Consider the following 24,233-nt stretch of genomic DNA (forward strand, 5'->3'; position numbering starts at 1 on the left):
CAGATCTTTAGTCAACAGCTCTCCCGCCGGATTACTCCTGCATGGAAAGAACAGATTTGTTTTGCCAGATATATGTGATCAGTGAAATAATGGTCAGTGCGAGGGACAACCAGATAAAAAGCTGTTCCAGTGTAACAAAGATTCCGCCAAAGTGGAGAATCAGCAAAATGATCATAATCATCTGGGAGGCGGTTTTGAATTTGCCCCAGTAGTTTGCTGCAATTACAATGCCGTTTTCGGCTGCAATCAGACGAAATCCGCTGATAATAAATTCACGGCCGATAATGATGATTACGAACCATGCCGGCAGGCGATTAAGTTCGATCATGCAGATCATCGCAGAGCAAACAAGAAGTTTGTCAGCGAGTGGGTCCATAAATTTACCAAAATTTGTAACAAGATTATTTTTGCGTGCCAGATATCCATCAAACCAGTCGGTAACACTGGCAACTACAAATAATGCAAGTGAGATATAACGGTTTGCATCACCGCCCCATCCGGTAAGAAGAAAAACAACAAGGAACGGAACGATAATCATTCTGGTAACTGTAAGTTTATTTGGTGTATTCATCAGTCAACTCTCCTATCAAATCGTATTCCAAAGCGCCTGTAACGGTTACTTTTGCAAAATCACCGGTAACAAGCAATTCTCCTGTCTGTACAAAGATATATCCGTCTACTTTCGGTGCATCTCCGTAGGTACGGCCAATATAAGCACTTTCGCCGGAAACCTTTCCTTCAATCATGACCAGGACTTCCTGTCCGATACGGTCATTTCCTTTATCAAGGGAAATTTCCTGCTGAAGCTCCATGATCTCATCGCGGCGTGCTTCTTTTACTTCTTCAGGAACCTGGCCTTCCATAGTCTCGGCAGGTGTGCCTTCCTCCGGGGAATACGTAAATACACCCAGACGGTCAAATTCCATCTCATCAACAAATTCCATAAGTTCCTGATGATCTTCTTCTGTCTCACCCGGGAATCCGGTAATCAGAGAAGTGCGGAGCACAATGTCCGGGATTTCACGGCGAAGTTTGGTGATGATATCAATAAGCTGCTGTTTGGAGGTGCGGCGTCCCATGCGACGAAGAATTTTGTCACTTGCATGCTGAATCGGAAGATCCAGATAATGGCAGATCTTAGGTTCTGCTTTCATAACCTGGATCAGCTCGTCGTAAATTTCCTCCGGATAGCAGTAAAGCACACGGATCCAGCGGATTCCCCTGATCTGACAGAGCTTCTTAAGAAGAAGATGCAGAGTTTTTTTGCCGTAAAGATCCGTGCCGTATACAGTGGTTTCCTGTGCAACCAGGATCAGTTCCCTAACACCCTGTGATGCCATATACTCGGCCTGTTTCAGAAGACGTTCTTCCGGTACGCTGCGAAATTTACCACGAAGGGATGGAATGATGCAGTAAGTACAGTGCTTATCACAGCCTTCGGCAATCTTGAGGTATCCGAAATGCCCTCCGGTAGTGATAACTCTGTGGCCGCAGTCTTCCGGAAGTTCATTGATATCGCGGAATTCCTGAAAAACATTTCCTGCCTGTACTTCATTTAAAGCTTTGACGATATCTCCGTAAGATGTTGTTCCAAGTACGGCATCAACTTCCGGAATCTCCTGTGTGATTTCCTCTTTGTATCGCTGCGCCATACATCCTGTCACGATCAGGGCCTTACAGGTTCCGGATTTTTTGTATTCGGCCATCTCAAGGATGGTGTTGACACTCTCTTCTTTTGCGTCATGAATAAAACAGCATGTGTTAATGACAATGGCATCGGCTTCCTCTTCTGAATCGACGATTTCATGCCCGTTTGCTGTGAGTAGTCCGAGCATTTCCTCAGAATCAGCAAGGTTTTTATCACAACCCAGTGATATAAATAATATTTTCATAAAATCTCCTGACAATACATAATCAGAAGACAACTGTCTTCTGATCATGGTTTTTAACTGATATAAATACTGGACAAACTTTACTCGTTATCTTCTTCCGGTGCGGAAACTGTTTCTGATGCTTCTTCTGTTGTCGGAGCAATCGTTTCTTCATCGCTTTCAGCAGCTACGATTTTAACTTCACCTTTGTAAAGTTCGTCGATAGCAACAGAAAGAGGTTTCTTGTCAGCAGCGTTTGGTACGAGCGGTTCTGCGCCTGCAATGAGCTGTCTTGCTCTCTTGCTGGTTGCAAGTACCAGAGAATAACGGCTGTTCAGCATCATTGTGTTGTCGTCTTCCTCTGCGTTATTGTTAATTGCCTGAATAAGTTCTGAATATGATGGATGTAACATCTTATTTATCTCCTTTCATAAAGATCCGCGCTTCCTGCTGGATCGTGTTGATGAATTCTTCATTGCGCTGTGCCTTTGCACGTTCGCTTAAAATAATCTGGTGAAGACGGTCTACACAGTCCTCTACCTGATCGTTGACCAAAATATAATCATAAGAAAGCATTCCTTCAGCTTCTTCTGATGCACGTCTGAGACGTGATTCAATCACGTCGGCAGTTTCTGTACCGCGTCCTACAAGGCGATTACGGAGTTCTTCGAAACTCGGTGGTGTAACAAATACCAGAACAGCCTCCGGATTTTTTGCTTTGATCTGCATAGCTCCCTGAATTTCAATTTCAAGAATTACATTTTTGCCTTTGGCAAGCATTTCTTCTACATAAAAACGCGGAGTACCATAATAATTGTCTACATATCTGGCATACTCAAGAAATTCATCATTCTCGATCATGGACTCTACTTCTTCTTTGGTTTTGAAGAAGTATTCGATACCATCCCGTTCTCCTTCACGGGGATTTCTTGTAGTAACAGAGATTGACAATGCATAATCGTCATATTTTTGTATAAGACGTTTCATGACGGTACCTTTGCCGGCTCCTGAAAAGCCGGAAACAACTGTTAAAACACCTTTACTCATGCTCATCTTCCTTTTCTTCGTAATCATATGCTTCTGCAAAACGTCTGGCAATCGTTTCAGGCTGTAATGCAGAAAGGACAAGGTAATCATCGGAAGTCACGATAACCGCTTTTGTCTTGCGTCCCTGTGTTGCATCGATCAGTTCACGTGTGCCCTTGATACTCTGGATCATCCGCTTTACCGGTGCGGCATCCGGGCTTACAACCGCAACGATCTTGCGGGAATTTACGACATTTCCAAATCCGATGTTGATCAGTTTAGCCAAAACTTCCCTGCCTCCGTTATTCTATATTCTGAATCTGTTCGCGGATCTTTTCGATTTCCGTTTTCAGATCGATTGCAATATCTGAAACTTCAAGGTCACTGGATTTGGACAGGATTGTATTGGCTTCGCGGTTCATTTCCTGAGCCATAAAATCCATCTTACGTCCGACGCCTTCTTTTTCTTCGAGGATCTTCTGCATTCCATGAATATGGCTGTGCAGACGGACAGTTTCTTCGTCATTACAGATCTTGTCAGAGAAAAGAACAACTTCCGCCGCGATGCGGCTGTCGTCAATCTGCGAATCCTCAAGAAGTTCGTGTACCTTCTGTTCCAGTTTCTCGCGGTATTCCTGAACAACTTTCGGAGAGCGTTCTTCTACGCGAGCTACCTTTTCGTCCAGGCCGGCAAGTTTGTCAAGAAGATCTTCTTTCAGATGCTGTCCTTCTCTGGTACGTGTCTCAACAAATCGAACGCAGGCTTCTTTAAGAGGTTCTTCGAGAAGTTTCCATAACTGTTCTTCATCCACGGACTGTTCTTCCATGGTCAGAACTTCCGGATATCTGGATAAGGTGGTCACGCGGACATCGTTTTCCAGATGAAACTCTTCTGCCATCTGATTCAGATAAGAAAGATATTCTGCAGCAAGTTCTTTGTTGTATTTGAGAGTGTAATCATTTGAAGTATAATCTTCATAAGTGATGAATACATCTACCTTACCGCGCTGCATATACTGCTTCATAAGATTACGTACCTGACCCTCCAGCATATTGAAACGCCGTGGCATTTTAATATTCAGATCCAGGTATCTGTGATTGACAGATTTCATTTCTACCGTGATACGGCACTGCTCTGTCACTTTTTCTGCATGGCCGAAGCCTGTCATACTTTTTATCATAAGTTTTCTCTCTTTGCAAGTCTCATTTTCTACATACAGATTTATTATAGAGCATTCTAAAAAGGTAGTCAATTTCTTTTTCTGACCTGAAGTTGTTTTTTTGTATGAATATACTTTATTCTGCTAAATGGTTACATTGACACATTGCCATGTCACGAGGTACAATATCAGCGAATCATTCAGAAGGGAATTGCATATAAAATGAAAGAAAAGTTAAAACATTTTTCGCTTCTGACTGTCAGTACGCTGATCATGGCAGTCGGAACATACTTTTTCAAATTTACAAATAACTTTACATTTGGGGGAATTACCGGTCTTGCGGTTCTGGTTGCAGATAAGACATCTATTTCTGCCAGTGACTTTTCCTTCATTGTAAATATGCTGCTCCTTGTACTCGGATTTGTGGTACTGGGAAAAAAATTTGCCGCAAAGACAGCATATTGCAGCATTCTTCTTTCGGTTACACTTTCTACACTGGAACGTGTCTGTCCGATGGATCATCCGCTGACAGATCAGACCATGCTGGAACTCTGTTTTGCGATTGCACTTCCGGCACTTGGATCTGCGATTCTGTTTAATATCGGTTCATCAAGCGGCGGTACGGACATCATTGCAATGATCCTTAAGAGATATAGCAGTTTTGATATCGGGAAGGCGCTTCTTATGACGGATATTATGATCACTGTTGCGGGATGTTTTGTTTTTGATATTAAAACCGGACTGTATTCTTTCCTCGGTCTTACAATCCGCTCTTTTATGATTGACAACTTTATTGAGGGATTTAATCTTTCGAAATATTTCAATGTTGTCTGCGATGAGCCGGAACCGATCTGCAACTATCTTGTACATGAGCTGAACCGAAGTGCAACGGTCGTTCGTGCCCAGGGAGCTTTTTCAGGAAAAGACAAATATATCGTATTTACCGTACTCAGCCGTCCTCAGGCAGTACGTCTTCGTAACTTTATTAAAGAAAACCAGCCGAGTGCATTTATGCTGATTTCTAATACAAGCGAAATCATCGGTAAGGGATTTCACAGCATCTGATATGCACTAAAGGAGAAATAAAATGGCATTTGATGGCATCACCATCGCTGCAATGGTACAGGAATTACATAAAAATCTGGATAACGGCCGTTTTAACAAAATTGCACAGCCGGAGGCGGATGCCCTGATGATTACCGGAAAGGGAGCAAACGGACAGTGCAGGTTATTTGTTTCTGCAAGTCCTTCTCTTCCGCTGATCTATTTTACGGGCAAAAACAAACCAAGTCCCCTGACTGCGCCAAACTTCTGCATGCTGCTCCGCAAGCATCTGGGAAGTGCAAGAATCGGAAATATCGTACAGCCGGGACTGGAACGTGTGGTAGAGTTTGAACTGGAACATTTAAATGAACTGGGCGATCCATGTAAAAAATATCTGATTGTTGAACTGATGGGAAAATACAGCAATATCATCTTCTGTGATGAGAACAGGATGATCCTTGACAGCATCAGGCACGTTTCTTCCCATATGAGTTCTGTCAGGGAAGTTCTTCCGGGAAGAGATTATTTTCTTCCGCAGACACAGGAAAAACTGGATCCGCTGACGATTACAGAAGAAGCTTTTAAAGAATCTGTATGTAAAAAGCCGTGTAACATTGCAAAGGCAATCTATACAACACTGACTGGAATCAGTCCTCTGATCGCAGAAGAAATCTGCTATCGTGCTTCCATTGACGGAAGTGATTCGGCACAGTCCCTTGACGAAAATGAGGCAACACATCTTTATTATACGTTCCATCGACTGATTGAACAGGTTCAGGAAGGCGCTTTTACTCCAAATATCATTTACAGGGATGATGAACCGGTAGAATATGCTGTTCTCCCACTCACTCAGTATGGTCAGGAATATCACTGTCAGACATTTGAATCTGTTTCGGAAATGCTGGAAACTTACTATGCATCGAAGGAAATCCTGACAAGAATCCGTCAGAAATCTTCTGATCTTCGAAGAATCGTACAGACTGCTCTTGAACGAAATCGCAAGAAGCTTATTCTTCAGCAGAAACAGATGAAGGATACTGCCAAAAAGGACAAATATAAAGTTTATGGAGAACTGATCAATACGTATGGTTATGGGCTGGAGGGCGGCTGCAAATCTTTTAAGGCTCTTAATTATTATACGAATGAAGAAGTTACGATTCCTCTGGATCCGACGATGACACCGGGAGAAAATGCAAAGAAATATTTTGACCGCTACGGTAAGCTGAAACGTACCGAAGAGGCGCTGACAGAGCAGATCGCGGATACAGAATCTGAAATCGAACATCTGGAATCCGTATCAAATGCGCTTGATATTGCGCGTGCAGAGAGTGATCTCAGCCAGATCAAAGAAGAACTGACTGAGTATGGCTATATAAAGAAACATTATACAAATAAAAAAGGCCAGAAAGCACAGGCAAAATCAAAACCGTTCCATTATATTTCCAGCGATGGATTTGATATCTTTGTAGGAAAAAATAATTACCAGAATGACGAGCTGACCTTTAAAATGGCAACCGGCAATGACTGGTGGTTCCATGCCAAAAAGATGGCAGGATCCCATGTTGTTGTAAAAACTCCGGACGGAGAGCTTCCGGATCGTACCTTTGAAGAAGCCGGACGTCTTGCTGCTTACTATTCAAAAGGCAGAACTGCACCCAAAGTAGAGATTGATTATATCCAGAAAAAACATGTCAAGAAACCTGGTGGCGCCAAACCGGGATTTGTAGTTTATTATACAAACTACTCTCTCATGGCTGCACCTGATATCTCAGACATCAAAGAAGCCCCCCGGTCATAAACCGGAGGGCTTTTCTTACACATTTCTTATAAATCCCGATACTTTTTATTTGGCAACAAAGTTGACGATCTTGTTTGGAACATAGATCTCTTTGATCAGGTTTTTGCCCTCGAGGAAAGATGCGATTCTCTCATCTGCTTTTGCAATCTCAAATGCTTTTTCTTTTTCGCAGCCATTTGGGATTACAATGGTTCCTCTTACTTTACCATTAACCTGAACACCGATCTCAACGGTCTTGGAAACAGTCTTTCCTTCATCATGTACCGGCCATGGAGCAACTGCGAGCAGTCCCTCTCCGCCGAGGAATTCCCAGATTTCTTCGCAGAGATGCGGAGCAAACGGGCTTAAGAGCTTGATAAAGATTCCTAAATCTTCTTTGCCGATATGACCTTCTGCAGTGATCTCATTGATCAGAGTCATAAGACTTGCGATTGCTGTGTTGAATTTCAGGCTTTCAATGTCGGAAGAAACTTTCTTGATGGTACGGTGAATCTTCATCTCCAGTTCGTCGGAAACAGGTTCTTCGGAAAGGATATCGGTCAGACCTGCAACACGGTCAAGGAATTTCTTACAGCCTTTTACAGAACTGTCGCTCCACGGTGTTGCTGCGCCGTAATCACCCATGAATAATACATAAGTACGAAGGGTATCTGCACCGTACTCTTCTACGATGTCAAGCGGATCGACAACGTTACCTTTGGATTTGCTCATCTTGTCTCCGTCCGGTCCGAGGATCAGTCCCTGAATAGAACGTTTTGCGTATGGCTCCGGAGTATTTACAACACCGAGGTCATACAGGAAATGATGCCAGAATCTGGAATAGATCATATGTCTGGTAACGTGTTCCATACCACCGTTATACCAGTCGACCGGCATCCAGTATTTGAGTTTGTCCATATCAGCCAGTGCCTGTGTGTTGTGCGGATCGGTATATCGTAGGAAATACCAGGAAGATCCTGCCCACTGAGGCATGGTATCTGTTTCACGTTTTGCTGCTGCTCCACATTTCGGGCATGTGCAGTTTACGAAAGAATCAATCTTTGCAAGTGGCGACTGACCGTCTTCACCTGGTTCGAAATCTTTGACATCCGGCAAACGAAGCGGAAGTTCTTCTTCCGGAACAGCTACAACACCACAGTTCGGGCAGTGGATAAGCGGAATTGGCTCGCCCCAGTATCTCTGACGGTTGAATGCCCAGTCTTTCATCTTGTACTGAACACCTGCTTTGCCGATGCCTTTCTTCTCGAGTTCTTCAAGCATACGTTCAATTGAATCTTTTTTCTTTGTATAGCCGTTGAGGAAATCGGAATTGATCATTTCGCCGTCGCCTGTGTAAGCTTCTTTGGAAATGTCACCGCCTTTGATGACCTCGATGATATCAATACCGAATTTCTTTGCGAAATCATAGTCACGCTGATCATGTGCCGGAACTGCCATGATCGCACCGGTACCGTAACCCATCATTACATAATCTGCAATGTAGATCGGAATCTTCTTACCGTTGACCGGGTTGATACCTTCCAGTCCCTGAATACATACACCTGTTTTGTTTTTGACGAGCTGTGTTCTCTCGAACTCAGTTTTCTTTGCACATTCGTTACGATATGCGGTGATCTCGTCCATATTTGTTACTTTGTCTTTGTACTTGTCGATGATCGGATGTTCCGGAGCGATTACCATGAAAGTAACACCGAACAGAGTATCCGGTCTGGTTGTATAAATTTCAAGTTTTTCATCGATGCCGTCAATATCAAAGTTAACGAATGCACCCTTTGATTTGCCAATCCAGTGGATCTGCTGCTGCTTTACATTGTCCGGATAATCAACATCTTTCAGACCTTCCAGAAGCTTATCAGCATACTGGGTGATGCGCAGATACCATACGTCTTTGGATTTCTGTACAACTTCGCTATGGCAGATATCGCATTTGCCGCCCTGACTGTCTTCGTTGGAAAGAACAACCTTGCAGTGCGGACAATAGTTTACGAGGGTTCTGTCTCTGAATACAAGACCTTTTTCGAACATTTTGAGGAAGATCCACTGTGTCCATTTGTAGTAATCTTCGTCTGTAGTATCGATGACACGATTCCAGTCAAAAGAAAATCCGACTTTTTTTAACTGGTTGGAGAATTTCTTGATATTCTCGTCGGTAATGATACGTGGATGTGTGCCGGTCTTTACAGCGTAGTTCTCAGTAGGAAGACCGAATGCATCAAATCCGATCGGGAAAAGTACATTATATCCTTCCATACGACGTTTACGTGAAATAACCTCGAGGCTTGAGTATGCTTTGATGTGACCGACATGCATACCGGCACCACTTGGATACGGGAATTCTACAAGACCATAGAATTTTGGCTTGTCGCTGTTGTCTTTGGCTTCGAAGACTTTGCTTTCTTCCCATTTTGCCTGCCACTTGGGCTCGATCTTTTTAAACATGTATTTCATTTCTATGCTTCCTCCAACATTGTTATCTAAAAATTAATTCTAATTCAATACGTTCTGTTTGTCAATGCTTCTGTTACGGTACTGATGAGACTATGCATTGGAAGAAAAACCACATTGCCAGCTTATCTCTGTGATGAACCTTTTTTACACACTGAAAGCCCTTCACCTCAATTTAAAGTGAAGGGCTTTCTATGTGATTTGAGTTTACAGATGCAGATTATTCAACTGCATCAACTTTGTTTGCTCTTGCTTCGATCTCTTTTGCCTGGATATCATTCGGGGCTTGTTCATAACGGGCAAATTCATAAGAGAAGTCTCCGCTTCCGCCGGTCATGGAACGAAGTGTTGTAGAATATCCGTAAATCTCGAGCTGCGGAACATCGGCTTCAATGATGGTATTACCTTCGTGATCCGGATTCATGCCGAGTACACGGCCGCGACGTTTGTTCAGGTCACCCATAACATCACCGGTGTATTTATCAGGAACGATTACTTTCATGGAAACGATTGGCTCAAGAAGTACAGGGGATGCATCCATGAAACCTTTCTTGAAGGCAAGGATCGTTGCCATCTTAAATGCCATTTCTGAAGAATCAACCGGATGGAAAGATCCATCATAAAGAGTAGCTTTTACGCCAACTACCGGATATGCAGCCAGAGGTCCTTTCAGAACGCATTCCTGCAGACCTTTTTCGACAGCCGGGAAGTAGTTCTTCGGTACGGCACCACCAACTACTACCTGTTCGAATACATATGGAGTTTCCAGATCACCGGATGGCTCAAAACGCATCTTAACATGTCCATACTGTCCATGTCCGCCGGACTGTTTCTTATGTTTGCCTTCTACGTCAGAGTTCTTGCGGATGGTCTCACGGAAAGCAACCTTCGGCTTGGAAAGTTCGATTTCTACTTTGTAGCGTTCTTTCAGTTTGCTGACTACAATGTCGAGATGCTGATCGCCCATACCGTAAAGAAGCGTCTGTCTGTTAGCGGAATCATTTACTACGCGGAGTGTCTTATCTTCGCTTGCCATTTTTGCAAGAGACTGTGCAATCTTGTCTTCGTCGCCTTTCTTGACAGCTTTGTATCTCTTATAAGTATATGGTGTAGAGATCACTGCTTTCGGATAAAGAACCGGAGAAGCTTTGGCTGCAAGGCTGTCACCTGTCTGCACGCTTGCAAGTTTGGCAATCGCGCCGATATCACCTGCATGAAGTTCCGGAACTTCGATCGGTTTGGAACCTTCAAGTACATAAAGTTTGTTCAGACGTTCTTCAACACCCTTTTCTACATTGAGCAGAGTATCATCAGATTTGATAACACCGGATGCAACCTTAATGAGAGAATACTTGCCGAGGAACGGATCTGCGATTGTTTTCCATACATATGCAGATTTGGCTTTTGAAAAATCATAGTTTGCTTCAAAAATCTCGTTGGTTTTCTGGGAAATACCGTTGCAGGAACGTTTGTCCGGGCTCGGGAAATATCCGCAGATATCATCGAGGAGGTTGGATACACCACGAAGATTGATCGGGGAACCCATGCACACCGGGACGATGCTTGCGTCCTGTACATTTGTTGCAAGTGCTGCGGAAACTTCTGTTACGGAGAACTCATCTCCTTCAAAATAACGATCCATAAATTCTTCACTGGTTTCTGCTACAGATTCCATAAGGATATCATGATATTTCTCAAGATATTCATCCAGGTATTCCGGAACATCACACGGTTCCTTGCCTGCTTTGTCAATATATTTACGACCTGCCTGTTTGACAACATTGACATAACCAACAAATTTGCCATCCTCACGGATCGGGAAATGAAGCGGTGCGATCTTTTTGCCATAAAGCTCAGTCAGTTCTTCTACTACTTTTCGATAGCTGACGTCATCCACATCCATGTCTGTTACGAAGAACATACGCGGAAGTTTATATTTTTCACAGAGGTTCCAGGCCTTCTGAGTACCTACCTGTACACCGGCTTTACCGGAAACAACGATGATTGCTGCATCTGCTGCGCTGACAGCTTCTTCTACCTCACCCACAAAATCAAAATATCCCGGTGTGTCAAGTACATTCACTTTTACCTTGTCCCAAGGTACCGGAATCAAAGTAGTCGAAACAGAAAAATGTCTTTTGATTTCTTCTTTATCAAAGTCACTAACGGTATTTCCATCCTCTACTCTGCCAAGGCGGTTAGTCATTCCTGCCAGATAAGCCATTGCCTCTGCTAATGTGGTCTTTCCGGATCCCCCATGTCCTAAAAGAACCACATTGCGGATTCGGTCAGTTCTATAAACGTCCATATGTAATACCTCCCTGTTTGTCTAATATGTTCATATTTTACTAAAAATTCTTGCACTTTTCAAGTATTTTATATAATTTTAACAACATTTTTTATTCGAATTGTGTATAATTTTAACGAATTTACCGATTTTATGGCTTTATTTGACATTTATAGTATATTCTTTTAAAATAAGAACATAGTTTTTATTAATGCAACTTGGGAAAGGATACAAAACATCATGAAAACCATTGGTTTTATCGGGCTTGGCCTTATCGGAGGATCTATCGCAAAAACGATCCGCAAATTTCATCCAGATTATCATATTCTGGCATACGCAAAACACAAAGAAACTCTGGCTGCAGCACTCAGCTGTAATGCCATCGACGCTGTACTGGAAGAAAAGGATGAGCGATACCGTACCTGCGATTATATTTTCCTCTGCGCACCGGTAGAATACAATATAGAATATCTGAAATACTTAAAGGATGTGATCTCTGACGGCTGCATCATTACCGATGCCGGCAGTGTAAAAGGACCTATCCACAAAGCAGTTGAGGAGCTTGGCATGGAGCATTGCTTCATCGGGGGGCATCCGATGGCAGGCTCTGAACAGTCCGGATTTGAGCATTCTTCTGATCATCTGCTTGAGAATGCATATTATATACTGACTCCGGGCGGTGAAGTCCCACTGGAAAAACTGACAGAGTTTTCAGAACTAATTGATTCCCTTGGTTCTATTCCGATGGTCCTTACTGCAGAAGAACATGATTTTATTACGGCAGGTGTCAGTCATCTTCCGCATATTATTGCATCTTCTCTTGTTAATCTGGTCAACAAGCTGGATAACGAAGCAGAATATATGAAAACAATTGCAGCCGGGGGCTTCCGTGATATCACAAGGATCGCTTCTTCTTCTCCGGTAATGTGGGAACAGATCTGCATGGAAAATCACGAAAATATTTCTACCGTCCTTGATGAGTATATTCGTATGCTGATCCAGATTCGCTGCTCGATCGATAATCAGGAGGCAGATAATCTTTATGATATGTTTGCCCGTTCCAGAGATTACCGCGATTCCATCGATGCAACCTCTTCCGGACTGATCAACAAAACCTATGTGCTGTATATCGATATCGTAGATGAAGCCGGCGGAATTGCGACTATTGCCACAATCCTTGCCATGGAAAGCATCAGCATCAAGAATATCGGCATTATCCATAACCGCGAATTCGAACAGGGTGTTCTGAAAATCGAATTTTATGAAGAGGGTGCAATGCAGAAAGGTTGTGCACTTCTCAAAAAACGTAATTACATTGTATATGAACGGTAGGTAAACATATGGAAATCAAAAAACAGACTAATTTAAGGGGGACACTGACGGTACCGGGAGATAAATCCATCTCCCACCGTGCTGTTATGTTTGGTTCTCTTGCAAAAGGAACCACCCGTATTTCTCATTTTCTGGAAGGCGCCGACTGTCTGTCAACAATCACATGTTTCCGCAAAATGGGCATTGATATCGAGCGAAATGCTTCGGAGATTATGGTACACGGTAAGGGCCTTCACGGGCTCTCTGCTCCGGACAGTATTCTGGATGTGGGAAACAGCGGTACAACAACCCGACTGATCTCAGGTATTCTTGCCGGACAGAACTTTATTTCAGAACTGGATGGTGACGATTCTATTCGCACCCGTCCGATGAAAAGAATCATGACACCGCTTACTTCTATGGGCGCAGATATCGTAAGCAAACAGGATAATGGCTGTGTACCTCTTGTCATTCACGGAAAAACACTTCACGGAATCCACTATGATTCACCGGTTGCTTCCGCTCAGGTAAAATCCTGTGTGCTTCTTGCAGGTATGTATGCAGATGGCATTACAAGTGTTACGGAGCCGTTTCTTTCCCGTAATCATACAGAAATCATGTTGAATTATTTTGGCGCAAAAGTTACTTCTGAAGGAACAACTGCTTCTATTGTACCGGAACCGACACTGAACGGACGTGAGATTCAGGTACCGGGAGATATTTCTTCCGCTGCTTATTTTATTGCAGCCGGCCTTCTTACTCCGGGCAGTGAAATTCTTCTGAAAAACGTCGGTATCAATCCGACCAGAGCCGGAATCCTCAAAGTCTGCATGGATATGGGCGCTGATATTACACTTTTTAATGAAAGTACGGAGGGCGAGCCGACAGCGGACCTTCTTATCCGTACCAGCAGTCTGAAGGGAACAACAATCGAAGGCGGAATCATCCCGACTCTGATCGATGAGATTCCGATGATCGCAGTTATGGCAGCGTTTGCCGATGGTACAACGGTTATTCGAGATGCCCGGGAACTGAAAGTCAAAGAATCTGACCGTATCACAGTTATGGTTGACAACCTGAAACGTATGGGTGCCGACATTGAAGGTACTGAGGATGGAATGATCATTCACGGCGGCAGACCACTGCATGGTGCAACCATTGATTCTCATCTGGATCATCGTGTGGCAATGTCCTTTGCAGTTGCAGGTACGATCTGTGATGGTACCGTGGATATCCTGAACGGGGACTGTGTAAAGATTTCTTATCCGGAATTTTATAATGATCTTTATAGTTTAAATAAATAAATTATTGTGTCAGAATTATAGCCTGTCATTGCATGAAAATGTGATGGCAGGTTTTATATTTGAAAAAATGTATACTCTCCTGCTTCAAAAGACATCCTAAAAATAAAAGCAAATATCAGATGCTATTTTATTAAAATACAGGAGGTATCTATGAAAATTCTATTTTATGGCGCAAAAGATTATGACCAGCAGTTTTTTGACAAACTGAAACCGGAATATCCGAATATTGAATTTGTATTTATTGAATCCAACTTATATAAAGAAACCGCTTCTCTCGCTGCAGGATACGACGGAATCTGCGCGTTCGTCAATGCAGACCTCAGCGCAGGTGTAATCGAAGAACTGCATCATCAGAGGATCCGTCTGATTCTGATGCGCTGTGCCGGATATAATAATGTTGATCTTGCAAAAGCAAAAGAGTGTGGAATTTCAGTGCTGCGCGTACCGGGATATTCACCGGAAGCTGTCGCCGAGCATGCAATGGCACTTGTTCTGACAGCAAACCGTCATACACATAAAGCATATATTAAATGCCGTGAAAATAATTTTTCGTTGAATGGTCTTATGGGAATCAATCTTTACGGGAAAACAGCCGGGATCGTCGGTACAGGAAAAATCGGTCTTGCAATGGCGCGGATATGTCAGGGATTTGGTATGAAAGTTCTGGCATATGACCCGTTCCCAAATGAAAAGACAGGACTCATCTATGTTTCGCTGGGACAGCTTTTTTCGTCCAGTGACCTGATCAGCCTGCATTGTCCTCTCACACCGGAGACACATCATATAGTTAACCGGGAATCTATTTCTCATATGAAAGACAGAGTCATTCTTGTAAATACTTCCAGAGGAGGTCTGATCTGTACAGAAGATCTGATTGCCGGCATTCGTGATCATAAGTTTTTTGCGGTTGGGCTGGATGTGTATGAAGAAGAATCGGATTTTGTTTATGAAGATATGTCAGAATATATCCTGAAGACCTCTACAGTACAAAGGCTTCTCTCTTTTCCAAATGTTGCACTGACTTCTCATCAGGGATTTTTTACAGAGGAAGCACTGACCAATATTGCAGAAACAACATTAGAAAATGCAGAGGCCTTCCGGACAGATATGGAATTAAAGAATGCGGTATCTTTGTAATAATTATTTTGAATAAGCTTCTCTTAATAAGGAGATTTCTTTTGTCCATCCTTCATCATCGTTTGGTGTCTCAAGGATAAAAGGAATCTCTTTTAATTTCGGATGACAGATCACACGCACAAGAGCATTCAGACCAATTTTACCCTCTCCTATCCGTGCATGGCGGTCTTTGTGGCTTCCAAGGTCATTGAGACTGTCGTTTAAATGAACAGCCTTTAAATTATCCAGACCTATAATATGGTCAAATGCATCTAAAACACCATCCAGATCATTCACAATGTCATAGCCTCCATCCCATACATGACAGGTATCCAGACAGACACCAATTTTATTTTTCAGGTGTACAAGATCAATAATTTCTCTGAGTTCCTCAAAATTCCGTCCTACTTCACTTCCCTTACCGGACATGGTCTCAAGCAGAACGGTGGTACTCTGTTCTTCAGTAAGTACATCATTGAGGATTTCAGCTATCTTCTGAATTCCGATCTCAGCGCCCTGTCCTACATGACTGCCCGGATGAAAGTTATAATAATTTCCCGGAGTGTATTCCATTCTTTGAAGATCATCTGCAAATGTCTCTCTTGCAAAATCCCGGAGATTTTCTTTTGCAGCGCATGCATTTAATGTGTATGGCGCATGTGCAACGATCTTTCCGAAGTTACAGGATTCTGTAAGTTCGAGAAAGTTCCGGATGTCTTTTTCATCGATGGCTTTGGCCTTTCCTCCGCGTGGATTTCTGGTAAAAAATGCAAATGTGTTGCCGCCGTTGGCAATCATCTGCTTTGCCATCGCTGTATAGCCTTTTGAAGATGAGGTATGATTTCCGATATATAATGTTGTCATAAAAATTCTCCTTTATTAGTTTCTGAAAAGTTATTGACGGAATCCCCCAAAGTTCTTATACTTTCCTTAAATGACAAAAATTGACATTTTTCGAGAAAATGTGTTACTGGGGAAAAGGGGGAAACATATGAAACAGTCTGTCCATAAAAAGCGTCCGGTGCATAAAAAACCGGTGCACAAAAAGAGTAAAATATTAAAAAAATCGCAATATTACAGACAACAGCAGCTTCGATACAGAATTTTCGGTGTTGCTGCCATTCTGGTTGTTGTGTTACTGATTCTTCTGATCAGAGGATGCTCTTCCGCTAAAGCGAAGTCAGCCTCATCAGATCAGGTACAGGCCGAAGAAAAGCCTACCGTCACATCAGAACCTGCTATGGATCCGGTATCACTTACGATCAGTGTTGTCGGTGACTGTACACTTGGTACGGATGAAGAATTTGATTATGATACAAGTCTGAATGCATATTACGATAACAATGGTCCGGACTATTTCTTTGCAAATGTAAAAAATATTTTTGAGGCTGACGATCTTACGATTGCTAATTTTGAAGGTACTCTTACAGAGTCCGAAGACCGCGAGGACAAACAGTTCGCATTTAAAGCGCCTGCTTCTTATGCGGATATTCTTACTGCCGGTTCCATCGAAGCTGTCAATACAGCCAATAATCACAGCCACGATTATGGTGATCAGAGCTTCAATGATACCTTAAGTGCGCTGGATGCAGCAGGTATCATTCATTTTGGCTATGATGAAACCGCGGTCACGGAGGTTAATGGTATCAAAGTCGGTATGGTCGGTATTTATGAACTTAATGATCATCTCGACAGAGAGGAACAGCTGAAACAAAATATTGAAAAAGTCAAAAAAGATGGTGCACAGCTGATCATCGTTATCTTCCACTGGGGAAACGAAAAAGAAGAAGTTCCGGACAGTAATCAGACTACACTCGGACATCTCGCCATTGATCTCGGGGCCGATCTTGTATGTGGCCACCATCCTCATGTCCTTCAGGGAATCGAGGAATACAAAGGCAAAAACATTGTTTACAGTCTCGGCAATTTCTGTTTCGGCGGAAATGCCTATCCGAGTGATATGGATACAATGATCTTTCAGCAGACCTTTACAATTGATTCAAATGGTGTAAAAGCTGACAATGTTACAAATATCATTCCGTGTTCTATTTCATCCGATTCTGGATACAATAATTACCAGCCGACACCGGCCAGCGGCGAGGAAGCAGACCGTATCCTGCAGAAGATTCAGGAACGCAGTTCCTGGATCGGAAGCGGATCTACGGAAAATTCTGAAGGGAACGATACCTGCGAAGTTTCAGAAGGTACTGACTCTGAAGATTCATCCGAAGATTATTCGGGCGATGAGGATCTCACGGATTCTTACGACGAAATGTAAGATCGAGAAGTCGGATTTCCGGGATATTACCTACCGTCTTCAATAATTCATTCAGGAAATCGTCAATCAGTGGATGTTCACTTCTCTGGTCATTCATAATTGCATAGCAAGTACGATACTCCGGACCGTTTTCAATGGAAACGATCCGGCAGTTTTCTTTTTCGGCAAGTTTTCGGCCGAGAGTTGCCGGCATGATCGCCCATGTATTTTTCAGATCCAGAAGCTGTCTGAGCAGTGCTATATTGTCCAGCATAACTTTTACTTCGGGGTCATTACCAAACCAGTAATCGTGCCACATAAGGAAAGTATTGCTCCATGGAATATAGATTTCATCCGCACTGTCAAGCTGTGAAGGAAGAAGACCGTCCTGATATGGCGCATCTCCTCCGCAGACAAAGACAAGCTGTTCTTCAAAAAGAGGGATTGTCTGTACTTTCTTAAAAAAATGCGGATTTGTGATCAGACCGAGATCTGCATCTTTATTTTCGACTGCTTTATAAGAGAGATTCGACTGCATAGTATTGATATGCAGACTGCATTTTGGATGTTCCTCAAGGAAATTTCCAATGACCTGTGGCATAAAATAAAAGTTCATACTGTCAACATTCACGACTCGAAGCTGTGTCGAGGGCTGTTCGAATTTGATTTTTCCCGTCTCAATCCATAACTGCTCCCACTTGCGTGCAATTGGGACAAAGCGTTGTCCGGCTTCGGTAAGCTCCAGTGTACGTGATCCTTTTTTACGTATGATCAGTTCTGTTCCGAGCTCTTCTTCCAGCGCAGACAAACGATGGCTGAGGGCAGGCTGTGATACAAACAGGCTCTCAGCCGCTTTAGAAAGGGACGGGCTGGATGCAATGGTAAGAAAGGTATGTATGTCTGTGTAATTCATAAAATTCCTCCATATATAAAAGTAATTTATATTATATAGATAAAATATTAATTTTACAATATATATATGCAAGATTATAATAAATCCAGTGAATTTAAGAAAAGGAATGATTTAAATGGATGAAGCGACACTTGAAAGGCATCTGCATCTTACTATGACGTTGATTGGTGGTTTTATGGGTGGCTATGCAATCCTTAACCGTCATGATGTATTTGGCTCTGCCCAGACAGGAAATATGCTTTCTCTTGCAATGGATGCCGTAGGACATCCGGATGAGCAATGGTTTTTCCGTGTCCTGGCAATGATGATTTACATTGTTTCCATGGCGGCAACTGTAGTAATCTCCCATAAGATATCAAAAATAAATCAAAAAAGACTCAGCATCCTGATTGATGGAGCAGTATTATTGGTCATTGGTTTTTATCCTGCAGAAATGAATCCGTTTGTTGCACTGTTTCCGATTTTTTTTGCTACTGCTTTCCAGTGGTGTTCTTTTAAAGGTGCCGACGGTTTTGCAAGTTCCAGTATTTTTTCCACAAATAATCTGCGTCAGTGTGTTACAGGATTTACCGAATATCTTTGCAGCAAAGATACAGAATCTCTTCGAAGAGGAATCTATTTCGGAAAGGTACTGATCTGCTTTTATGGAGGAGCTGCAATTGCTTTTCTTTCCTGCAAACTTCTTGATCTGAAAGGATCCTGGATCGCAATTTTACCGACGGTTGCAGCATTCGTTATGTGTAATGCGGAATATGTTTTATATGACGTCAAAAAAAAGGATATCCTCAAGGCATCTGCCTGAGGGTATCCTTTTTACTGTTTTTATATATAAGAGTCCAAGTGGCTCTCTTTTATTTATGCTGCATCATCTGCTGCTTCTGTCTCACCATCTGCGCTGCTGTCTGTTGCGCTTGTATCCTGATCTTCATCTGTTGCGGTCATGCTTTCAACTGCTGAGGTAAGGATAGTCTCAAGCTGTGTTGCAAGCTCATCCGGAACACCGGCGGCCTTAATATTTGCAAGGAAAGTATCCCATTTGATATTTGCTACATATTCAGTCATTGCTGCATCATCAGAACCATCATAAGTCTTATCCAGAGAAGTCAGATCCGGAATATCTACGCCATCTCCATATCCGCTGCTTATTGTAAGTGTAGCGATCGGTGCACCGGATGTTGTAACAGTCAGACCTATAGAACTTGCATCTGTAGACGCATCAGACTCAAGATTGATCACCATACCAAATCCTGCCAGCGGGTTGGATGCTGCTTCGCTTTCTTCGTCTGTGGTTGTATCATCAGCTTCTGCGGCCGGGAAGGTTACATTTAATGTTCCATTATAGTAGCCTGCTTTTTCTGGTTTGGTCTCGAGGTTTTCAACGTTAATATCAGCTGCCTCTGTTCCGTCTATTGCGAAGATATAATCTCCATTCAGAAGTCCATCACTGGTTGTGCCGCTTCCGGTCAGTGTAAGGGAAGAATCCTCTGCCGTAATTTCAAGAAGTAATGCGGAAGTATCACCATCAGATGGTGCTTTCCATGTGAATACAGGAGTAGTTTCTGCTCCGTCTATGACGGCAAATTCACGTCCGACGATTCTATTGTCTGCATTTACCCATACTTTTGAGGAAAATACAGGATCTTCGGAAACTTCTCCGTCAGCAGATCCGATACTGTCAAGCGCATCTGCTACAGCATCCTCAAACTGCTGATACTGGTTTTCTCCATCGGAGGCACCTGCCCACTGTTCAAATAAACCTTTGATCTCAGCATCATCTTTGGCTGCAGTCAGGATTCCCTCTGCCATAGCTGTAACAGCTTTTTCAGAAACAGTTCCCTCATATGCAGTACAGTCTTCGCTGATGCCATCTACAGATACAGACTCTTCAACAGAAGATCCTTCTTCGATATTATCAATGATAATATTTCCGTAGCGATCAAGAAGTGTTCCGAGTGTATCAGAATCCGGAAGTGCAGAAGAAAGATCTGACAGTGCATTCATGTAGGTGCTCATGATTTCCTGAGAGTTCTCTGCAACACCATTGGTGGTGGTGACTGTACTCTGAATCGGTGCTGTAATATATCCCTCGGACAGCTGTGGAATCTGAATATACTCAGCCATGTTTGCAAGATCCATGTAGAGATTCAGATCACACAGTTTGGTGTCGTTCAGAAGTAATCCACTGGCAATGGCTTCCACACCATCTTTGATGGTAATATCACTGTCAAAAGTAAAACTCTGAAGCCAGGAAACATCGGTGCCTCCCATAAGCGCACCGGCAAGTGCCCGTCCAGTATCTTCTACAGTCAGTGTAAATGTGCCTTTTGTTCCTTTGCAGGCTTTCTGGTAATTCTCAAGATAGCCGTCCCATGCTTCCGGTAATTTACTTACTACATTTGCAAGTGCAGTTTTTTCTGTTTCCTGATAGGAACCTGCTGCGAATACGGTGCTGCTGCCGGAAACAACCAGAGAAGCTCCCATTGCTGTAACAACAGCCTTTTTTAAAATCTGTCTGGTACGATTCATCATAAATTTCCCTCCATTTATTGTGATGATTGTATAGATATAGACAGTTTACCATGCTTTTGTCGAATATACAATATTTTTGAAGAATTATGGCACGATTGACTTTTTATTCTGTATTGTTGTATTATATATTCACATAAGAATCTTAAGACTTATCGAAAAGAGGAAATTTTCATGACAGAGACAGAGATTAAAACGCTGATTGAAAATCAGAGAAACTTTTTTCATACCGGTGATACTTTTCCGGTAAAAAAACGTATCGAGAAGCTTCGTAAATTAAAAACGGCTGTTTTGCAGCACGAGACAGAGATTAATGAAGCATTGAAAAAAGACCTTGGCAAAAGTGCTTTCGAAAGTTATATGTGCGAAACAGGACTTGTCTTAAGTGAACTTACACATATGCTCCATCATGTAAGAGAATATGCCGAGAGACAGGATGTACCGACACCGATGGCACAGTTTGCTGCGCACAGTTATAAGAAACCGGTTCCTTACGGTGTAGTTCTTATTATGAGTCCATGGAACTATCCGCTTCTGCTTTCTCTGGATCCTCTGATCGACGCGATTGCCGCCGGTAATACGGTAATCCTGAAACCAAGTGCCTTCTCTCCTGCCACAACCGCAGTTGTCAAAGCGATTCTTGCAGAATGTTTTGATCCTTCTTATGTGGCGGTGGTCGAAGGAGGACGTGAAGAAAATACAGCTCTTCTGAGCGAACGATTTGATTATATCTTTTTTACGGGAAGTCAGCATGTCGGCAGAGAGGTTATGACAAAGGCCGCTGTACACCTGACTCCGGTCACGCTGGAATTAGGAGGAAAAAGTCCATGTATCGTTGACCGCCGATGCAATTTGAAACTGGCAGCCAGACGTATCGTGTTTGGTAAACTTCTGAACTGTGGACAGACCTGCGTTGCCCCGGATTATATTTACTGCGACCGTAAAATCAGGGACAAACTGGTACGGCAGATCATCCGGCAGATTAACCGGCAATATACGACGGAACCACTTAAAAATCCGGATTATGGAAAAATCATCAATGAGAAACATTTTCGTCGGCTGCTCGGACTGATCAATAAAGAAAAAGTTGCTGCCGGTGGAAATTATAATGAGGAAACGCTGCAGATTGAGCCTACGGTACTTGATAACGTAATCTTCGAAGACGCAGTCATGCAGGAAGAAATTTTTGGTCCGCTTCTTCCGATCGTTACCTATGATTCAATCGATGAAGCAATCGAAAAAATCAATTCCATGGCACATCCGCTGGCAGTTTATGTATTTACTTCCAGAGGAAGACTTGCAAACAAAGTGATGGAACGCTGTGATTTTGGCGGTGGCTGTATCAATGATACACTGGTACATCTTGCAACTTCCGAAATGGGATTCGGCGGATTTGGCGAAAGCGGAATGGGAGCATATCATGGCGAAGAAGGTTTCCGCACCTTTACACATTACAAGAGCATTGTAAATAAAAAGACCTGGCCGGACCTTTCCATACGGTATCAGCCATATACCCCTAAGAACGAAAAGAAACTCCGGAAGTTCCTGAAATGACCAGGAGCTCTCCGGAGCTTTTTCTTACAGATACTTTTTATCTGCAGATAATATCGTTTTGTGTACTTTTTTTCTGACAAAATAGAAACAGATTACCTGCATAAGGATTGTCAGAATCCAGGATACAGGGTAAGAAATAAACAAAAATGACAGGGATCTGTGGTTCGGAAAAAGTCCGAAGATCCATACAATTCTTGTTCCTACAGTACCAATGATAGAAAGGATCATAGGCACACCGGAATGACCCATTCCGCGAAGTGCACCCGGAAACAGATCCATCAGTCCGCAGCAGAAATACGGCACTGTTGTATAGGCAAGTATTTCAATCCCGCACTGAATAACCTTTGGATCACTGGTATATAATCGTAACAGTTCATTTCCAAAGAAGTATGCGCCACACCCAAGTGTAAACGAAAAAACAAAAGATAGGATTATGCAGTCAATGAGAATTTTATCCATACGTTTTGTCTTCCGCACTCCGTAATTCTGACTGGTGAAACTCATGCATGACTGTGTAATGGAGTTTACAGAAATATATAAAAAGCCGAAGATATTGTTGGCTGCTGTATATCCTGCCATTGCAGTTGAACCGAATGAATTGACAGAGGACTGTAATAATGCATTGGAAAGATTGATAACTGTGCTCTGGATTCCGGCAGGTACACCAACCTGAAAAATCTGCTTCAGATAGAAGCTTTTGATGGTCAGTTTTGAAAAGCGGAGCTGATAACTTCCTTCCGAATGATGCAGACAGCGAAGAACAAGCACACAGGATATAAACTGTGATACAACGGTTCCTATCGCAACACCGGCAACTCCCATATCAAAAACAATGACCAGAAGTAAATTTAATCCTGCATTTGCAAGTCCTGAGATGATCAAAAAAATCAAGGGTCTTTTTGTATCTCCTACTGCTCTTAAAATGGCGGCGCCGTAATTGTACAGCATAAAGAATGGCATACCAAGAAAATATATTCTCATATACAGGGTGGACTGGTCAATGACATTATCCGGTGTACTCATAATTTCCAGAGCAACTTTCGAAAACAGAAGTCCTACAAAAGCCATAATGATACCGCTGATAAGTGCTAATGTGATCGAGGTATGTACTGTCTCCGACATTTCTTTATATTTGCCGGAAGCATAAAAACGTGCTGCAAGCACATTTGCACCGAGTGATATACCAATAAATAAGTTGGTAAAAACTGCAATCAATGCAGCAGTCGATCCGACAGCAGCCAGAGCCTGGCTTCCGGTAAACTGTCCGACAACGATAATGTCAACTGCGTTAAACATAAGCTGCAGAATACCGGAAAGCATCAAAGGCAGTGAAAAAGAGATCAGCTTGTCCATGATCGATCCATTGCACATGTCGATTTCATATTTATTATTTTTCAAAATTACTCCCCCTAAGTTTAATACTATTAATTTCCATATGCCATTATACAGGTATCAATTTTCTTTTTCAAGCCAATAAACAAAGTGCGACAACAAAAAAGCAAATCCCATAGTCTCAAAGTAATACCATATATCTGTTTTACGTCACTTAAATGTGTTTTTTAGAAAGTCAATAAAATTTAGTTTTTATTGAAAATCGCGTAGAATCAAGGTTTCTTGCACT

At 42.6% G+C, this 24,233-nt stretch carries 20 protein-coding genes; 8 read left to right on the forward strand and 12 right to left on the reverse strand.

The genetic code is table 11. The annotated features are described in order from the left end of the window. Positions 1–31 precede the first annotated feature (31 nt). The 6 genes from pgsA to H8Z79_RS05305 all read right to left on the reverse strand — a co-directional run bounded on the left by pgsA (position 32) and on the right by H8Z79_RS05305 (position 4,078). Positions 32–571 carry a CDP-diacylglycerol--glycerol-3-phosphate 3-phosphatidyltransferase gene (gene pgsA / locus H8Z79_RS05280; protein WP_015542618.1) on the reverse strand — a complete coding sequence of 180 codons (540 nt, stop codon included), beginning with the start codon at positions 569–571 and terminating at the stop codon, positions 32–34. Then, on the reverse strand, positions 555–1,892 hold the full coding sequence (gene rimO, locus H8Z79_RS05285; protein ID WP_118039692.1) for a 30S ribosomal protein S12 methylthiotransferase RimO: 1,338 nt from the start codon (positions 1,890–1,892) through the stop codon (positions 555–557). Before rimO ends, pgsA begins: the two co-directional genes overlap by 17 nt. 80 nt (positions 1,893–1,972) lie before the next feature. Continuing rightward, on the reverse strand, positions 1,973–2,284 hold the full coding sequence (gene rpoZ / locus H8Z79_RS05290; RefSeq protein WP_118039691.1) for a DNA-directed RNA polymerase subunit omega: 312 nt from the start codon (positions 2,282–2,284) through the stop codon (positions 1,973–1,975). A 1-nt stretch (position 2,285) separates the two neighbouring features. Continuing rightward, complete coding sequence (gmk, locus tag H8Z79_RS05295) at positions 2,286–2,918, reverse strand: guanylate kinase (protein WP_015542615.1); 633 nt, start codon at positions 2,916–2,918, stop codon at positions 2,286–2,288. Next, positions 2,911–3,183 carry a DUF370 domain-containing protein gene (locus tag H8Z79_RS05300; RefSeq protein WP_072521215.1) on the reverse strand — a complete coding sequence of 91 codons (273 nt, stop codon included), beginning with the start codon at positions 3,181–3,183 and terminating at the stop codon, positions 2,911–2,913. The genes gmk and H8Z79_RS05300 overlap by 8 nt, the downstream gene beginning before the upstream one ends. A 16-nt stretch (positions 3,184–3,199) precedes the next feature. Next, positions 3,200–4,078, reverse strand: a complete 879-nt coding sequence (locus H8Z79_RS05305; protein WP_118039690.1) for a YicC/YloC family endoribonuclease — start codon at positions 4,076–4,078, stop codon at positions 3,200–3,202. Between the two features lie 201 nt (positions 4,079–4,279). Between H8Z79_RS05305 and H8Z79_RS05310 the strand changes: the two genes are divergently transcribed. Beyond that, positions 4,280–5,122, forward strand: coding sequence for a YitT family protein (locus H8Z79_RS05310; protein WP_015542613.1), 843 nt, complete (start codon positions 4,280–4,282; stop codon positions 5,120–5,122). A gap of 22 nt (positions 5,123–5,144) precedes the next feature. After that, the gene (locus H8Z79_RS05315) at positions 5,145–6,899 is read left to right on the forward strand and encodes an Rqc2 family fibronectin-binding protein (RefSeq protein WP_015542612.1); all 1,755 of its coding nucleotides are present in this window, start codon (positions 5,145–5,147) and stop codon (positions 6,897–6,899) included. A 45-nt stretch (positions 6,900–6,944) separates the two neighbouring features. Here H8Z79_RS05315 and leuS read toward each other — a convergent pair whose 3' ends face one another. Together leuS and H8Z79_RS05325 are read right to left on the reverse strand one after the other, a co-directional pair. After that, positions 6,945–9,347, reverse strand: coding sequence for a leucine--tRNA ligase (gene leuS / locus H8Z79_RS05320; RefSeq protein ID WP_118039689.1), 2,403 nt, complete (start codon positions 9,345–9,347; stop codon positions 6,945–6,947). 217 nt (positions 9,348–9,564) lie between these two features. Then, positions 9,565–11,652: an elongation factor G gene (locus H8Z79_RS05325; RefSeq protein ID WP_015542610.1), complete on the reverse strand. Its 2,088-nt coding sequence runs from the start codon at positions 11,650–11,652 to the stop codon at positions 9,565–9,567. A gap of 219 nt (positions 11,653–11,871) precedes the next feature. Between H8Z79_RS05325 and H8Z79_RS05330 the strand changes: the two genes are divergently transcribed. The 3 genes from H8Z79_RS05330 (at position 11,872) to H8Z79_RS05340 (ending at position 15,383) form a co-directional block, all read left to right on the forward strand. Further along, on the forward strand, positions 11,872–12,963 hold the full coding sequence (locus tag H8Z79_RS05330; protein ID WP_118039688.1) for a prephenate dehydrogenase: 1,092 nt from the start codon (positions 11,872–11,874) through the stop codon (positions 12,961–12,963). An 8-nt stretch (positions 12,964–12,971) separates the two neighbouring features. After that, positions 12,972–14,246 (forward strand): 3-phosphoshikimate 1-carboxyvinyltransferase, encoded by a 1,275-nt coding sequence (gene aroA / locus H8Z79_RS05335; RefSeq protein ID WP_015542608.1) that lies wholly within the window; start codon positions 12,972–12,974, stop codon positions 14,244–14,246. Positions 14,247–14,396: 150 nt separating this feature from the next. Continuing rightward, positions 14,397–15,383, forward strand: a complete 987-nt coding sequence (locus H8Z79_RS05340) for a 2-hydroxyacid dehydrogenase (protein WP_118039687.1) — start codon at positions 14,397–14,399, stop codon at positions 15,381–15,383. A 3-nt stretch (positions 15,384–15,386) separates the two neighbouring features. Here the strand turns inward: H8Z79_RS05340 and H8Z79_RS05345 are convergent, their stop codons facing one another. Beyond that, on the reverse strand, positions 15,387–16,226 hold the full coding sequence (locus H8Z79_RS05345) for a deoxyribonuclease IV (protein WP_015542606.1): 840 nt from the start codon (positions 16,224–16,226) through the stop codon (positions 15,387–15,389). Positions 16,227–16,353: 127 nt separating this feature from the next. Here H8Z79_RS05345 and H8Z79_RS05350 point away from each other — a divergent pair, with 127 nt between their 5' ends. Further along, positions 16,354–17,640 carry a CapA family protein gene (locus H8Z79_RS05350; RefSeq protein ID WP_118039686.1) on the forward strand — a complete coding sequence of 429 codons (1,287 nt, stop codon included), beginning with the start codon at positions 16,354–16,356 and terminating at the stop codon, positions 17,638–17,640. On the opposite strand, the gene H8Z79_RS05355 is transcribed toward H8Z79_RS05350, so the two are convergent. Then, positions 17,615–18,532: a LysR family transcriptional regulator gene (locus H8Z79_RS05355; RefSeq protein WP_015542604.1), complete on the reverse strand. Its 918-nt coding sequence runs from the start codon at positions 18,530–18,532 to the stop codon at positions 17,615–17,617. The genes H8Z79_RS05350 and H8Z79_RS05355 overlap by 26 nt on opposite strands. Positions 18,533–18,647: 115 nt before the next feature. On the opposite strand from H8Z79_RS05355, the gene H8Z79_RS05360 reads away from it, so the two are divergent. Continuing rightward, on the forward strand, positions 18,648–19,334 hold the full coding sequence (locus H8Z79_RS05360) for a YoaK family protein (RefSeq protein WP_015542603.1): 687 nt from the start codon (positions 18,648–18,650) through the stop codon (positions 19,332–19,334). 53 nt (positions 19,335–19,387) lie between these two features. On the opposite strand, the gene H8Z79_RS05365 is transcribed toward H8Z79_RS05360, so the two are convergent. Continuing rightward, positions 19,388–21,061 carry a hypothetical protein gene (locus H8Z79_RS05365; RefSeq protein ID WP_015542602.1) on the reverse strand — a complete coding sequence of 558 codons (1,674 nt, stop codon included), beginning with the start codon at positions 21,059–21,061 and terminating at the stop codon, positions 19,388–19,390. Positions 21,062–21,232: 171 nt separating this feature from the next. Between H8Z79_RS05365 and H8Z79_RS05370 the strand changes: the two genes are divergently transcribed. Further along, entirely contained in the window at positions 21,233–22,612 is a 1,380-nt protein-coding gene (locus H8Z79_RS05370) for an aldehyde dehydrogenase (protein ID WP_118039685.1), read from the forward strand. A gap of 24 nt (positions 22,613–22,636) precedes the next feature. Here the strand turns inward: H8Z79_RS05370 and H8Z79_RS05375 are convergent, their stop codons facing one another. Next, positions 22,637–23,983, reverse strand: coding sequence for an MATE family efflux transporter (locus H8Z79_RS05375; protein ID WP_118039761.1), 1,347 nt, complete (start codon positions 23,981–23,983; stop codon positions 22,637–22,639). Between the last annotated feature and the right edge of the window lie 250 nt (positions 23,984–24,233).

The sequence above is a fragment of the Blautia intestinalis genome, assembly GCF_014297355.1.
In the GTDB taxonomy this organism is placed as follows: domain Bacteria; phylum Bacillota; class Clostridia; order Lachnospirales; family Lachnospiraceae; genus Blautia_A; species Blautia_A intestinalis.